This window comes from Pseudomonas sp. CCI1.1, assembly GCF_034348165.1.
Taxonomy (GTDB): domain Bacteria; phylum Pseudomonadota; class Gammaproteobacteria; order Pseudomonadales; family Pseudomonadaceae; genus Aquipseudomonas; species Aquipseudomonas paracarnis.
The window spans coordinates 2190096-2202793 of the sequence record NZ_CP133780.1; the positions used below are offsets into that span (position 1 = coordinate 2190096).

At 61.7% G+C, this 12698-nt stretch carries 14 protein-coding genes; all 14 read left to right on the plus strand.

The annotated features are described in order from the left end of the window. Positions 1-5: 5 nt before the first annotated feature. The 14 genes from RHM69_RS09495 to RHM69_RS09560 all read left to right on the plus strand — a co-directional run bounded on the left by RHM69_RS09495 (position 6) and on the right by RHM69_RS09560 (position 12692). On the plus strand, positions 6-734 hold the full coding sequence (locus RHM69_RS09495) for a TIGR03747 family integrating conjugative element membrane protein (RefSeq protein ID WP_069557616.1): 729 nt from the start codon (positions 6-8) through the stop codon (positions 732-734). A 442-nt stretch (positions 735-1176) separates the two neighbouring features. Continuing rightward, complete coding sequence (locus RHM69_RS09500; RefSeq protein ID WP_139129482.1) at positions 1177-2163, plus strand: hypothetical protein; 987 nt, start codon at positions 1177-1179, stop codon at positions 2161-2163. Between the two features lie 243 nt (positions 2164-2406). Further along, positions 2407-2742, plus strand: coding sequence for an RAQPRD family integrative conjugative element protein (locus RHM69_RS09505; protein WP_069557637.1), 336 nt, complete (start codon positions 2407-2409; stop codon positions 2740-2742). Beyond that, complete coding sequence (locus RHM69_RS09510; protein WP_069557615.1) at positions 2729-2968, plus strand: TIGR03758 family integrating conjugative element protein; 240 nt, start codon at positions 2729-2731, stop codon at positions 2966-2968. Before RHM69_RS09505 ends, RHM69_RS09510 begins: the two co-directional genes overlap by 14 nt. Before the next feature lie 91 nt (positions 2969-3059). Further along, positions 3060-3362 carry a TIGR03745 family integrating conjugative element membrane protein gene (locus RHM69_RS09515; RefSeq protein WP_371914723.1) on the plus strand — a complete coding sequence of 101 codons (303 nt, stop codon included), beginning with the start codon at positions 3060-3062 and terminating at the stop codon, positions 3360-3362. 7 nt (positions 3363-3369) lie between these two features. Continuing rightward, complete coding sequence (locus RHM69_RS09520; protein ID WP_069557614.1) at positions 3370-3771, plus strand: TIGR03750 family conjugal transfer protein; 402 nt, start codon at positions 3370-3372, stop codon at positions 3769-3771. Beyond that, entirely contained in the window at positions 3768-4406 is a 639-nt protein-coding gene (locus RHM69_RS09525; RefSeq protein WP_069557613.1) for a PFL_4703 family integrating conjugative element protein, read from the plus strand. The genes RHM69_RS09520 and RHM69_RS09525 overlap by 4 nt, the downstream gene beginning before the upstream one ends. Then, positions 4406-5212, plus strand: a complete 807-nt coding sequence (locus RHM69_RS09530; RefSeq protein WP_069557612.1) for a TIGR03749 family integrating conjugative element protein — start codon at positions 4406-4408, stop codon at positions 5210-5212. The genes RHM69_RS09525 and RHM69_RS09530 overlap by 1 nt, the downstream gene beginning before the upstream one ends. Then, positions 5202-6710, plus strand: a complete 1509-nt coding sequence (locus RHM69_RS09535; RefSeq protein WP_069557611.1) for a TIGR03752 family integrating conjugative element protein — start codon at positions 5202-5204, stop codon at positions 6708-6710. The genes RHM69_RS09530 and RHM69_RS09535 overlap by 11 nt, the downstream gene beginning before the upstream one ends. Next, positions 6673-7092, plus strand: coding sequence for a TIGR03751 family conjugal transfer lipoprotein (locus RHM69_RS09540; RefSeq protein ID WP_069557610.1), 420 nt, complete (start codon positions 6673-6675; stop codon positions 7090-7092). Before RHM69_RS09535 ends, RHM69_RS09540 begins: the two co-directional genes overlap by 38 nt. Beyond that, positions 7092-9833, plus strand: a complete 2742-nt coding sequence (locus RHM69_RS09545; protein WP_069557609.1) for a conjugative transfer ATPase — start codon at positions 7092-7094, stop codon at positions 9831-9833. The genes RHM69_RS09540 and RHM69_RS09545 overlap by 1 nt, the downstream gene beginning before the upstream one ends. Positions 9834-10057: 224 nt before the next feature. After that, positions 10058-11035 (plus strand): TIGR03756 family integrating conjugative element protein, encoded by a 978-nt coding sequence (locus RHM69_RS09550; protein WP_069557608.1) that lies wholly within the window; start codon positions 10058-10060, stop codon positions 11033-11035. Next, positions 11035-12390: an integrating conjugative element protein gene (locus RHM69_RS09555; protein ID WP_069557607.1), complete on the plus strand. Its 1356-nt coding sequence runs from the start codon at positions 11035-11037 to the stop codon at positions 12388-12390. The genes RHM69_RS09550 and RHM69_RS09555 overlap by 1 nt, the downstream gene beginning before the upstream one ends. Continuing rightward, the gene (locus tag RHM69_RS09560; RefSeq protein WP_069557606.1) at positions 12387-12692 is read left to right on the plus strand and encodes a hypothetical protein; all 306 of its coding nucleotides are present in this window, start codon (positions 12387-12389) and stop codon (positions 12690-12692) included. Before RHM69_RS09555 ends, RHM69_RS09560 begins: the two co-directional genes overlap by 4 nt. The last annotated feature ends 6 nt before the right edge of the window (positions 12693-12698 follow it).

Consider the following 12698-nt stretch of genomic DNA (forward strand, 5'->3'; position numbering starts at 1 on the left):
TTCATATGCCCACCACTGCAACCAGCCAACCACCTGTTCAACGAAGTTCGAGGTTCATATTCGGCACGGTCGAGCTGTGCCTAAAGTTACTCGGCCTGCTGTTCGCCTCACTGCTGTTCTCCATCGTCCTGGAGTTCGTGGGCATGCTGTGGTTCTGGCCGGAACAGGGCTGGCATCATAGCCATGCCATGTGGCTGAGTGAACTGGTCTGGCTCAGCGACCATTTCAAGAGCTCACTGCTCGTACAAGAACCGGCACAAGCAACCGCCAAAGTACTTCAACACCTCAATGAGTGGGTCGTGGTCCGGTCCGGATGGGCACAATCCGACACCCAACTGAAGCTGCTCAGTCGTGAGCCGTCACTGCAAGGGCAGTTTGCCCAAGTCTACGTCGTGGTACAGGACTATCTGCTGGCAGCGTTGTTCACGGTCCTCACTTTCGTGGTGCGCCTGGCTGTCCTCGCTCTGGCTACGCCCCTGTTCCTGCTCGCGGTGATCACCGGTGCCGTGGACGGGTTGATGCGACGCGACCTTCGCAAGTTTGGGGCGGGCCGGGAGAGCAGCTTTGTCTACCACCGCGCGAAGCGGACATTGCTGCCGCTGATGGTGAGCCCGTGGCTGATCTACCTTTCTCTGCCTTGGTCACTCAACCCCAATTGGGTCTTGCTGCCTTGCGCCACGTTGCTGGGGTGCATGGTGGCGATCACTGCTGCGACGTTCAAAAAATATCTTTGATTGGCAGCTCATCGCCCCAGTGGACGCTCGAGAATGCTTCACCCATCGATCGATTTCGGGCTAGATTCCAACGACCCGATTAGGATCGGATTGAACTTGTGCTTGGAGCGCGTCAATGATCGAGCAAGACTCAAAACTTCAATCGACAACACTGACTGTGTGCTTGCTAACACGGCACGCTGACAGTGCCGAGGAGGTTTTATGACCGGCGAAAATTCGAGCGAGATGCTGGAGGGACTGTTCAAACTGCTCACGGAAATTCGGCCAGCGCTGACACCCAGGCCCAGGCTGTCGAGTTACGAGACGAAAATGCTCCGTGACCAAGGCGTGACAATCACTGATTTTGGGGACTACGCGCTGCTGACCGGGCCGCCACTATGGCCAGATCGAACACTGTATCGAGTGGCTGGCCGAGCAGGCGGAGATCCCCGCCAGAAGCTTGTTGTTCCGGCCGCAGCACCTTGGGGATGACACCTTTGGTTTTGTCGGTTTTCAGCTAACGGACGCAGTCGGCCTGCTTATTTACATGGAACACCTCGGAATCATGGTTTCCGCCGAGCTGCTGGTGAATGCGCTTTTGCCAGGGCTCGAGTCGCGCACACTGCTGACTGCATCCGAACATTCAATTTTGACCTACAAACTGTGGGCCGGCAGGCGCTGTATGGTCCTACGCTCAACGGCAAAACCCGAACCGGGTGCAAAGTCGGAGCATACGTTCCGAAGCCCTGCGGGCTACCGCTACAAGTTGGTCAGGCAGGCCGGGCAGGCGCGCTCTTTGGAAGTGAGAGGTCCCAGGCACCGGGAGCTTAAGCAGGAAAATATCGAATGTGGCTATTGCGGATTGTCATATCTGTCCAACACACCGTCAGAGACCAGGGCGCATAGGCAAGTCCATCGGCGTGCAGCACAACTGTTGGATCCTGTTCCGAACGCCCGACTTGCCAAACGCCTGGAGAAAACGGGCCAGCTCATCGCTATCGACACCCAGGCGCCCATGTGGATGCAAAAGGAGGTGTACCGGCGGGCTGTCAAATTCAAGCGCGACTTCCGCTATGACTTTGTTCAGTGGGCTGGGGACGATGTAAACCCAGTAAAAAGTGGCTGGCATGGTTACCTGTTGCCAGCCGGTCCAGACGGTACCATCGCCGGCGCATGTGCATTTTCGAAGGTACAGCCGGGGCCGCGCGACGAACAGTGGACGCTTGCATGGGTGTGGGTCGCCCCCAAATTCCGCAGCCAAGGGCTGCTGACTGCACACTGGCCTGGATTCATTGAGCGGTACGGGGATTTTTTCATCGAACCACCAATGTCGGACGCGATGCAGAGGTTTGTTCGATCACACGGCACTGAACACCAAGTCGCCTACCTAAACCACTATGAAGTAGCGACTCAAACCGATCTTGAAAAGCCGGCCCCAGCCATTGAGTAGGTTACCCCTTGATCGGTAGTCGCTTAGAGAGAACGCCATGGGCAGTTACAGCCGCACCGAGCCGAATTTTGGACGGCACGACCGCCTGCGTAGAGTTAGCCTCCAAGACCAGCACCGTCCCCTCCAACCCAATCTCAGTACTGCTCTGATTTTCTAAAGCGAAGGCTCGAAGATCCCTTTATTACACGCCAAAAACTGCCCGTTTCATCAAGGTGAATGCCAGATACCTGGCTGGATTTCACCATGACACCTTTGTCCTACCCCCTGCTACTTGCCTACTTGGTAACGCTCACCGCCGCGGCTCAAGACGTTCGCGAGCGCTCGGACTTGGGCCTTTTGCAGCGACAGATCACTGTCATCGAACAGTTGGCCGACCGCGCGCGCAGTAGCCAAGCTGATGCCGGTGGGGCTCGCTATCGCTTCGACTACCCGAGGTTCGTAGCCGACCTCGAGCATATGCGCCGCGGCATCAGCAAGTACCTGTCGCCCTCCCGAGCGCAGCCGACCGATCTAGCCGAGCTGACCAGTGACTATCGCGCTGAAGCGCCTCACCCGAGCTCGCCCGATGAGCATGACTGACGCCCAACTCACCGCGTTCTCCGCAGTAGCCGGGTTTACCCCCCAGCTCAGTTCGGTGCTGTGGCGCTCCTCGGTTCTGGTGCTGGCGTTGCTCTGGTGCGCCTGGGCGCTGTGGAGCGGCTACCGCGGCTGGGCGGCCGGCAACACTAATTTCGGCGCGCTTGGCGGCAGCACTTTGCGCCTCGCCCTCGTCTTGATCGTGCTGATGTTTTTCATGCTGTCGTAAATCAGGAGACCTTGCCATGAACTTCTCCCGCCGTTGCCACCGCCAGCTCGCCATGCTGCGGGATACGTGTTCGAAAGCCCTGCTCGACGCTATGGTGCTGCTGGGCTCGACCCTAGTCTGGGCTGACCTGCCGACCATGGAAGCGCCCTCCCGCGGCGAAGGTTCGGGGCTGATCGATACCATCAAGAACTACGCCTACGACGGCGGCATCCTACTCGGGCTGCTGATCGCCACCCTCGCGTTCCTGGGCGTGGCTTGGCATTCGCTCACCGTCTACGCCGACGTGCAGAACCAGCGCAAAACCTGGAAAGACCTCGGCGCCGTGGTCGGTGTCGGCGCACTGCTGGTGGTGGTGATCCTGTGGTTTCTGACCAAAGCCGCCACGATTCTGTGAGGTCACCATGTCCGACACCCCTACCACCCTGCCTGACGGCACGTTGACCTTCCTGCCGGAGCGCCTCAACCGTGATCCGGCCGTCCTCCGTGGCCTCACCAACGACGAGATGTGGGTCGCGCTGATCGTCGGCGCCACGCTGGGCGTGATCCTCGGTGCGCCGCTGGCGGTAGCCACCGCCTCCCTCGCCACCCTCCCCACCTGCATGTTCCTGTGCATGACGTTGGTGTTGCTCGGCGGCGGCCAACTGCTGCGCCGGGCCAAGCGTGCCCGCCCCGAAACGTGGGTATACCGGCGCTTGCAGTGGCAACTGGCGGTGCACTGGGGCATCGGTACCAGCCAACTGATCCTGCATTCCGGCCCCTGGACCGTCCGGCGTACGCATCGGCATGTGGGGGCCACCACATGAGCCGCTTCCGCAATAAGGTAGATGCGCAGCAGGCGCATATCCTCAGCCTGCGCCTGGCCGTGGCGGTCCTGGCAGTGCTGTGCGCCGGACTCTGGTGCGGCTGGCAGTCCGCCCCTTCTAAACTGACCATACACGTGCCGCCCGATCTGCGTTCCGGCAGCACGCGAAAATGGTGGGACGTGCCGCCCGAAAACATCTATGCCTTCACCCTGTACATCTTCGGCCAGCTCAACCGCTGGCCCACCGACGGCGAAGTCGATTACCACCGCGCCATCTTCGCCCTGCAACCCTACCTCACCCCGGCGTGCAAGACCTTCTTCGACGGCGACTTCGAGTTCCGTAAGGCGGCAGGTGAACTGCGCGGCCGGGTGCGCGGTGTGTACGAAGTGCTGGGCCGTGGCTACAGCGACGATCCCGACTTGCGGGTGAAGCAGCTGGATACACACAGCTGGCTGGTCAAGCTCGACCTCAATGCTGACGAATACTACGCCGCCGAGCCGGTGAAGCGCGTGGTCGTTCGCTATCCGCTGCGGGTGGTGCGCTTCGATGTCGACCCCGAACACAACAAGTGGGGCCTGGCCCTGGACTGCTACGAAGGCACACCGCAGAAGTTGGCGCTGCCCGGAGGTGGGTAATGATGCGTGTCCTGATCCTGATTCTGGTGTCGGTTGCAGGCTGGTGCTCAACCGCGGGCGCCGTTGAGATCAAATACTGGGACCGCCTGCCGCTAGCCGTCCCGCTCACCGTTGGCCGGGAGCGCATTCTGATGCTGGATGAAGATGTCCGTGTCGGCCTGCCAAGTGCGATCGCCAGCAAACTGCGCGTGCAGTCCGTCGGCGGAACCGTGTACCTGCGCGCCGCGGAAACCCTTCCCCCTACCCGACTGCAACTGCAGTCGGTGAAGTCGGGGGACATCATCCTGATCGACATCGAAGCGCTCGACGGTAGTGAGTCGCTGGAACCAGTCAAGATCGTCGCCCAGACCCGGGCGCCGGAGGAGGAAATCGCGCGGGGCTCAGCACCTGCAGCGACCCCGGTATCGGTGGTGCTCACTCGCTATGCGGCGCAGAACTTGTATGCGCCTCTACGTACGGTGGCGCCACTGCCCGGTGTACGTCGGGTGCCGCTGAGCGACTCCATCGCCCTCAGCACATTGCTGCCTACCGAACGGGTTTCGATTAAGGGGTTGGCGGCCTGGCGCCTGGGCGACTACTGGGTGACGGCGGTGAAGATAGTGAATCGCGGACCCGGCAAAGTCTCGCTCGACCCGCGCCACCTGCAAGCCACGTTGTACGCCGCTACGTTCCAGCATGTGTACCTCGGTCATACCGGCACGCCTGAAGACACCACCGTGGCCTATCTCGTCACCCGCGGTGGCGACCTGAAGCACGCTCTGCTGCTGCCTCCACCAGCACCGGAGGCTGCCGATCATGAAAGCTAACAGCCTATTGAAGTGGCTCGTACCCGGCGTCCTTCTGGGGATCGTACTGATCATCGGCAAATCCTGGGTGGCCGCGCCTGATGGCCAGCCCGCTCACGATCCCGACAAGGCAACGCTCAGCCCGGAACAGGCAAAGGCCCTGGGCATCGCTGGTGACACCCCGCGCGACACCGTGGCCACGTTGATCGGACAAGTCAAGGCGATGCGCAGCGAGATGCTGTCGTTGAAGAAAGGCAACGATACGCTGCAGACCGAGAACACTCGGTTACGCACGCGCGAAGGCAATATCGACACCCGCATCCAGAGCACGTTGAGCAGCGTCACCCAACAGGTCACCGAGCAGCGCCAGCAGGCCAACGACGCCCGGCAGAAGGCGGAGCAACAGCACCGCGAAACCCAAGGGCTGCTGTCCAGGCTCAAGGACCAGCTCACCGACAAGCCTACAACGAAGTCCGACGTGCCCGTGGGCTTTGGCCTCGAGCCAGGTGACGAGCAGCAATTTTCAGGCGCGCAAGCATCGGCTGGCGTGGTGCAGTGGATCGAACCGTCAAATGCGCGCGCCAGCCAACAGGACACCACGAAATCCGGTGGGCCGCTGTCGACACTGACCTCGAAATTCAAGGACTTGCACGGTCTGGACAACAACGCGATCGATCGTGGCCAGGACCACTTACGTGCCGTTGCCAAGGGCGAGCGCGACCTGGAAGGCGCCCAAGACCGCACCGAAGGTGCCAAGCCCGTCTACACCATCCCCGAAAACTCGACCTTAATGGGTTCCATCGCCATGACCGCCCTGATTGGCCGGGTGCCGGTGGATGGCACGGTGAACGATCCCTATCCGTTCAAAGTGTTGGTGGGACCGGACAACCTCACGGCGAACGGCATCGACCTGCCGGACGTCGTCGGCGCAGTCATGAGCGGCACCGCCGCGGGCGACTGGACATTGTCCTGCGTACGTGGCCAGGTCGAGTCGATTACCTTTGTCTTTAGCGACGGCACCGTTCGCACGGTGCCGCAGCCACAGAAGGTCGTCAGCCGCAATCGCACCAGCACCCAGACATCGGACACCGAGAAGATCTGGGGCGGCTTGGGCTACATCTCTGATCCCTACGGCATCCCGTGCATCTCTGGCGAGCGCCGCTCCAATGCCCAGCAGTACCTGGGGAGCCAGAGCTTGATCACTGCAGCCGGTGCCGGCTTCGCCGCGGCATTGGGCAGTGAACAGACCAATACCTCATTCATCAACTCGGCTAGCGGCAACCTGGGCCTGACCCAGAACAGCGGCAACAGCGCGTTGAACTCGGTCATCAGCGGTGGCATTGGCGACATCCGTGATTGGATCAACAAGCTCTACGGTGAAGCCTTTGCGGCCATTTACGTCCCACCCGGGGCCAAGGTGGCCTTGCACCTGGACCATGAAATCAGCATCGACTACGAACCCAAAGGCCGGAGAGTGAATCATGAAAACCCATCCATTTCGGTACTGGATCTGGATTAGCCTGCTGCTCAGCCTGCACTTGGCTGGTTGCTCCACTAGCAAAGATGAAATGCTGCCTCATGGCGATCAAACCATGCTGGACATCTGGAATGGCAGTGGTTCGGTCGGCACTCAGCAACAGTTGCAGGAGGCCCGCAGCGAACTGCGCAGGCCGGTTCTCGATCCGGAGCGGCTGATCAGCGATCAGAGTGCCTATACCCGCACGGCCGCCAACGAGATCCACAACCAGTTCCCGCGCCTACCCAACCCCGACCTGGTGATGTACGTCTACCCGCACCTTGCTGGCACCCAGCAGACGCCGGTGCCTGGCTATTCGACCGTGTTCCCGCTGTACGAGAAGGTTCAGTACGCGCTGCCCGGCGAGCGCCTGGAAGATCTGTGATGGCCGATGACACGAGTCGCGAGCCGCCGCGTTGGAAACCCTGGCGCGCGGCGCAGCGTCGGCGCGCCACGCTTGCCGATGAGGCTGCCCAGTACGCACACAATCCCAGTTTCACCGACCACTTGCCCTGGGTCGAATACCTTGAGGACGAGCAGTGTTTTCTCCTCGATGACAATCGCTCGGTGGGCGCCGTGTTTGAGCTGCAGCCGATCGGCACTGAGGGCCGTGAACCCGAGTGGCTGTTGGCGGCGCGCGACGCCCTGGAAGACGCACTGCAGGACAGCTTCGACGAGCTCGACCAGGCGCCCTGGGTGGTGCAGTTCTACTGCCAGGACGACAGTGACTTTTCCCCGTACCTCGAACGCCTGGAGCGCTACATCGCGCCACGGGCACAAGGCACGCCGTTCACCGAGGCTTTCCTCGCGTCGATGCAACGTCACCTCGACGCCATCGCCAAACCGGGCGGACTGTTCGACGACCATATCATTTCTCACCTGCCCTGGCGCGGCAGCAATCGGCGGATTCGGCTAGTGGTCTATCGCTGGCTGGGGGATCAAGGTGACGACGATACGCAGAGCCCGGCTCAGCTGTTGAGCCGGACGTGTGACCGTCTGGTGGCCTCGTTGCAGGCCTGCGGGGTCAGCCCGCGACGTCTGACCGGGCGCGACTTCTACACCTGGTTGTTGCCCTGGTTCAACCCGGCCCCTGCCCTCACCGGCGAATCACCCGCAGCGTTTTATCGTCAAGTGCCCTACCCCGAGGAGGATGACGGCGATGGACTGCCGCTGCCGTTCGACCACAATTTTGCCGAGCGACTGTTCTTTCAGGAACCACGCTCGGATAGCGACCAGGGCCTGTGGTACTTCGATCAGCAACCGCATGCCGTGATGGTGGTCGACAAGCTGCGCAGACCGCCCCATATCGGTCAGCTGACCGGCGAAACGCGTAAGGGCGAGGCATTGAACGCCTTGTTCGATCAGTTACCCGAGCAGGCCGTCATGTGTTTGACTTTGGTAATCACGCCTCAGGATGTGCTCGAGGAGCAGCTCAACCGATTGGCGCGCAAAGCCATCGGCGAGAACCTCGCCTCGACCCAAACCCGTCAGGACGTGGAAGAGGCCCGCGCGCTGATCGGCCGACAGCACAAGCTGTACCGCGGCACCTTGGCGCTGTACCTGCGCGGTGCCGATGAACAGCAACTGCGCCAGTGCTCGACCCAGGCCGCCAACGTGCTGCTCGGCGCCGGCCTGCAGCCGGTGCGCGAGGGCGACGAAGTCGCGGCGTGCAACAGCTACCTGCGCTGGTTGCCCATGGCCTACAACCCGGCTCGAGACACGCGCAACTGGTACACCCGACTACTGTTTGCTCAGCATGTCGCCAACTTGCTGCCCCTGTGGGGACGCAGCATCGGCACCGGCAATCCGGGCCTCACTTTTTTCAACCGTGGTGGTGCGCCGCTGTCGTTCGACCCGCTGTCGCGTTTCGACCGCTCCATGAATGGCCACCTGCTGTTGTTCGGTCCGACCGGCGCCGGCAAGTCGGCCACCTTGGTTTCAATATTGATGCAGGTCATGGCCGTGTATCGACCGCGGCTGTTCATTGTCGAAGCGGGTAATTCCTTCGGTTTGCAAGGCGATTACTTCGCCACCCTAGGGCTTTCCGTCAACAAGGTTCAGCTCAAACCCGGCAGTGGCTTGAGCTTGGCGCCTTTCGCCGATGCTCGCCGTCTGATCGAACACCCCGATCAGGTGGCCAGCCTGTTGACCGAGGACCTGGATGAAACCGTGACGGACAGTGATGAGCAACGCGATGTGCTGGGCGAGCTGGAAATCACTGCCCGCCTAATGATCACCGGCGGCGAAGCCAAGGAAGAGGCGCGGCTGACCCGGGCAGACCGCAGCCTGATCCGCGAGTGCATCTTGGATGCCGCCAGACACTGCGCGGCCACCGAGCAGCAGGTCATGACACGCCACGTTCGCGATGCACTGCGCAAGGTCGCCAGCGACGCCCATCTGCCCGACAAGCGTCGCGAGCGGGCACAGGAGATGGCCGAGTCCATCGACCTGTTCTGCCAAGGCTTCGAGGGTGCCCTCTTCGACCGGCCAGGCACACCCTGGCCAGAAAGCGATGTGACGATCGTCGACCTCGCCACCTATGCCCGTGAGGGCTACGAGGCGCAGATGTCGATCAGTTACATCAGCCTGATGAACACGGTGAACAACCTCGCCGAACGCGATCAGTACCTCGGTCGCCCGATCATCATGGTCACCGACGAAGGCCACATCATCACCAAGAACCCGCTGCTGGCGCCGTTTGTGGTCAAGGGCACCAAGATGTGGCGCAAACTCGGCGCGTGGTTCTGGATGGCGACGCAGAACCTGGCCGACTTCCCCGATGCAGCCCAGACCATGCTCAACATGATCGAGTGGTGGATCTGTCTGAACATGCCACCGGCAGAAATTGAAGAGATTGCCCGCTTTAAAAAGCTCACATCCGCTCAGAAGGCCTTACTGCTTTCCGCGAGCAAGGCTTCGGGCAAATACACCGAGGGCGTGGTCCTGTCGAAGAACCTGGAGACGTTGTTTCGCGCGGTGCCGCCGAGCCTGTACCTCGCCCTGGCCATGACCGAGCCCGAGGAGAAAGCTCAGCGCTGGCGACTGATGGAACAGCACCAACAGTCCGAGCTGGACGCCGCCCTCCAGATCGCGGCGGAGATCGATCGGTTGCGCGGCATGTCGTGAACACCCGAGCGCCGGCGACTTTCAAAATCCTTTCAATCAACAAAAATCGGCATGAGTACATTTGTACTCCTTCGGTGATTTTGCACAATTCTCGGCCCTCAACCCGGTGACTGACAAAACCGATCACTCCGGCCTCGGTTTGTCCGCCGTCCTCTTCGGTCGGATCCTTGATGCTGAAGCTTGGCGCACGGATGCACACCGCTGCCACATGTCGAGCGCTGCCCATGATCGTGACCGCCACCACCCGATGCAGATCACCAAAGTCCAGGAAGACTGGCCGTGGCCGAGCCTTCACCGCGGCTGCACTGCTCGTCGCGGCCGGGCAGTGCGCGGCACTGACTACCCCCGCCATCATCGCCTCCGTCACTTCGCTGCAGTGCCTGGAGTACCGGGTCGTCGGGATCTGCTTCTGGCTGCTCTGTACACCGTTTGGCTGCACGGTGAAGACTTCCCCCAAGGTCCGCCACTTTATTCCCGAGTTGGTGGTGTCGAGCTATTCCGACACTGGCGGCAATCCTTGGGGCGAGATGTCCGCACTGTCGATGTCCACGCCGGTGTCACAAGGGGGTGGTAACCTGATCACGCCTTCGTCGCAGCGCGATAACCTGCCCCGCTTCAAGAATGTCGACGGTATCGGGCATCCCGGCGGTTCGGCGCTGAAGGCCCTTGCGCATGGCTTCGGCTATGCGTGCCCGAGTGGAGCGACTCCCCTTGCGCCGTACTATCTCAGCACACTCGATCCGCTGGCCTGGCGTCAGGCCGTTCCCGAGTCCGTCTACCCACAAGCGCTCATTCCGGGCATGCGCGAGATTGGCGGCCAGGCACTTGGGAACATGTGGGGCAATGTCTACCCGCGACACGGATTTCTGGTGCAGCCGGACGACTTCAAAGCATCCGCCGTCATGGCCCAGCGTGCCAGCGACTTCATCACGCGCGTCGGCCAGCCGCATGTCTACCTGCCGCTGCAGCCGATGCCATCTCCCGGCTATTGGCCGCCGCAGCCGGTGATGGAGAACGACGTCACCAACCACCGCTGGCAATTACTCGCCCCGGTGATCCAGACCACCTGTGCCATCTTCCCCACCCCGACGATCCAGAGCGCCGACGGCGCCTATGCCTGGTCGCTATGGCGCCCTTACCGCTGCTGCCAGCGGATGGGCCAGACCTTGCTGTACAGCATCGACTTTGATGGAGGCCAATGATGAATACCCTCTCGCTCGGGTTGGTGTGCGCCCTCGTAAGTGCCGTCGGCCATGCCGCAGAAAACGGCTACCACCTAGGTGACCAGGCCCAGGTCCTAGATGACCGCGTGATGTACACCATTGGCGGCGGATCGGCGACGGGGTCCCCCTCCTCGCTCTACCGCCCCAATGGCCTTGGCGTGGGCATGTCCTGGCGCGCGAACATGATGTGCGGAAACATGAACCTCTCCAACACTCTGCAGAATCAGCTCAATGGCGCCACCCAAGGCTTCCAGCAGATCATGGGCAATGTGATCGAGAATGCCACACAGGCTGTGATGTCTCTGCCGGCGATGATCATTCAGCGCGCCAATCCCGGTCTGTATGAGCTGATGAGCAACGGCGTACTGCAGGGGCGCATCGACTTTGACCGCTCAAAGCTCACCTGCCAGGCGATGGCGGCGAAAATGGCCGACAAGGTCGACCAGGCCGGTTGGGGCGCACTGGCGCAGAACCAGGAGATGCAGCACAACCTCGAACAGTCCGACGGTGATGCTGTGATGGCGGTGAAGGACACCGAATCGAACAACGGCAACAACGGCGTCAGCTGGGTCGGTGGGCAGAAAGCCGGTGGTAACGGTCAGGAACTCATCCGGGTGACCTCGGACGTCGTTAAAGCGGGCTACAACCTACTGCACAACCGCGCGATCGAGGATACGTCGGCCGTCGGTTCCGGTTGCCAGAATGGCGCCATCTGCCAGGCCTGGTCGAGCCCCGAGGAGGCCTCAGAATGGGCCACCCGTGTGCTTGGTGAAACCGAGGTGGCAACCTGCGATGACTGCGAGACTTTGCGCGTTACCGCCGGGGCAGGCCTCTCGCCGCTGATCCAGGAAACCTACACAGAACACCTCGAGGGTCTGCAACGAATGTTGTCGGGCGCCGAGCAACCCACGCCGGAGAACCTTCGCAAAGTCTCCAGTCCCTTGCTGCAGGTCTCACGAGGCGTCATCGAGGGCCTGCGCGACGATCCCGACCAGAACCTGCTGGCCCGGCGCCTGGCCAGCGAGACCGCGCTGTCGAGCGTGATCTACAAGGCGATGCTGCTACAGCGCACGCTCCTGGCCGGCAGTCATGAGCCCAATGTCGCGTCGGCGCAGCCCGCCACCACCGCCCTCAATGGCAACGTCGAAACGTTGGAACGTGAGATCCGCCTGCTGCAAACGGAGCTGCAGGTACGCCAGTCGCTGGCCACCAACACCGCCAGCCTGGTCCTCGATCGCCACGCTGGCGGTGCCGACGCCTCCCGCAGCATCGATCAGCGCGATCCGGAGCCGGACCGGCTGCACCGCGCGGACCAGGGGAGGAGCACACCATGATGCTGTTTTCTGTGAAGTCCACTCTTGCCCATGTGCTGCTAATTCTCAGCGCCCTGGCCATGATGCTCCTGATTGCCTGGATGGCGCTGCAGCTGACAGGTGCCCAGCTTGATTGGTTCGGGCAGGCGCGCACCGCTACGCCCTACCTCGCCTCCTGGCGTGCCCTGCTGTATGCCCTGATCCTCGCAGGCTGGACCGCGACATTGCGCTTGCGGCCGGCGCCTGCAGACCAGCAACGGCTCAAACGCCTGGGGCTGATCGGCTTCAGCTCAATCATCCTGGTCGAACTGTTTCGCATGTGAGGTGCA

What these genes read in the sequence shown, in the direction of transcription:
- RHM69_RS09535 (WP_069557611.1), top strand. Translation starts at nt 5,202, where the DNA reads ATGAAAGCTAACAGCCTATTGAAGTGGCTCGTACCCGGCGTCCTTCTG.
- RHM69_RS09510 (WP_069557615.1), top strand. Translation starts at nt 2,729, where the DNA reads ATGAGCATGACTGACGCCCAACTCACCGCGTTCTCCGCAGTAGCCGGG.
- RHM69_RS09530 (WP_069557612.1), top strand. Translation starts at nt 4,406, where the DNA reads ATGATGCGTGTCCTGATCCTGATTCTGGTGTCGGTTGCAGGCTGGTGC.
- RHM69_RS09555 (WP_069557607.1), top strand. Translation starts at nt 11,035, where the DNA reads ATGAATACCCTCTCGCTCGGGTTGGTGTGCGCCCTCGTAAGTGCCGTC.
- RHM69_RS09540 (WP_069557610.1), top strand. Translation starts at nt 6,673, where the DNA reads ATGAAAACCCATCCATTTCGGTACTGGATCTGGATTAGCCTGCTGCTC.
- RHM69_RS09550 (WP_069557608.1), top strand. Translation starts at nt 10,058, where the DNA reads ATGATCGTGACCGCCACCACCCGATGCAGATCACCAAAGTCCAGGAAG.
- RHM69_RS09515 (WP_371914723.1), top strand. Translation starts at nt 3,060, where the DNA reads ATGGTGCTGCTGGGCTCGACCCTAGTCTGGGCTGACCTGCCGACCATG.
- RHM69_RS09525 (WP_069557613.1), top strand. Translation starts at nt 3,768, where the DNA reads ATGAGCCGCTTCCGCAATAAGGTAGATGCGCAGCAGGCGCATATCCTC.
- RHM69_RS09520 (WP_069557614.1), top strand. Translation starts at nt 3,370, where the DNA reads ATGTCCGACACCCCTACCACCCTGCCTGACGGCACGTTGACCTTCCTG.
- RHM69_RS09495 (WP_069557616.1), top strand. Translation starts at nt 6, where the DNA reads ATGCCCACCACTGCAACCAGCCAACCACCTGTTCAACGAAGTTCGAGG.
- RHM69_RS09505 (WP_069557637.1), top strand. Translation starts at nt 2,407, where the DNA reads ATGACACCTTTGTCCTACCCCCTGCTACTTGCCTACTTGGTAACGCTC.
- RHM69_RS09560 (WP_069557606.1), top strand. Translation starts at nt 12,387, where the DNA reads ATGATGCTGTTTTCTGTGAAGTCCACTCTTGCCCATGTGCTGCTAATT.
- RHM69_RS09545 (WP_069557609.1), top strand. Translation starts at nt 7,092, where the DNA reads ATGGCCGATGACACGAGTCGCGAGCCGCCGCGTTGGAAACCCTGGCGC.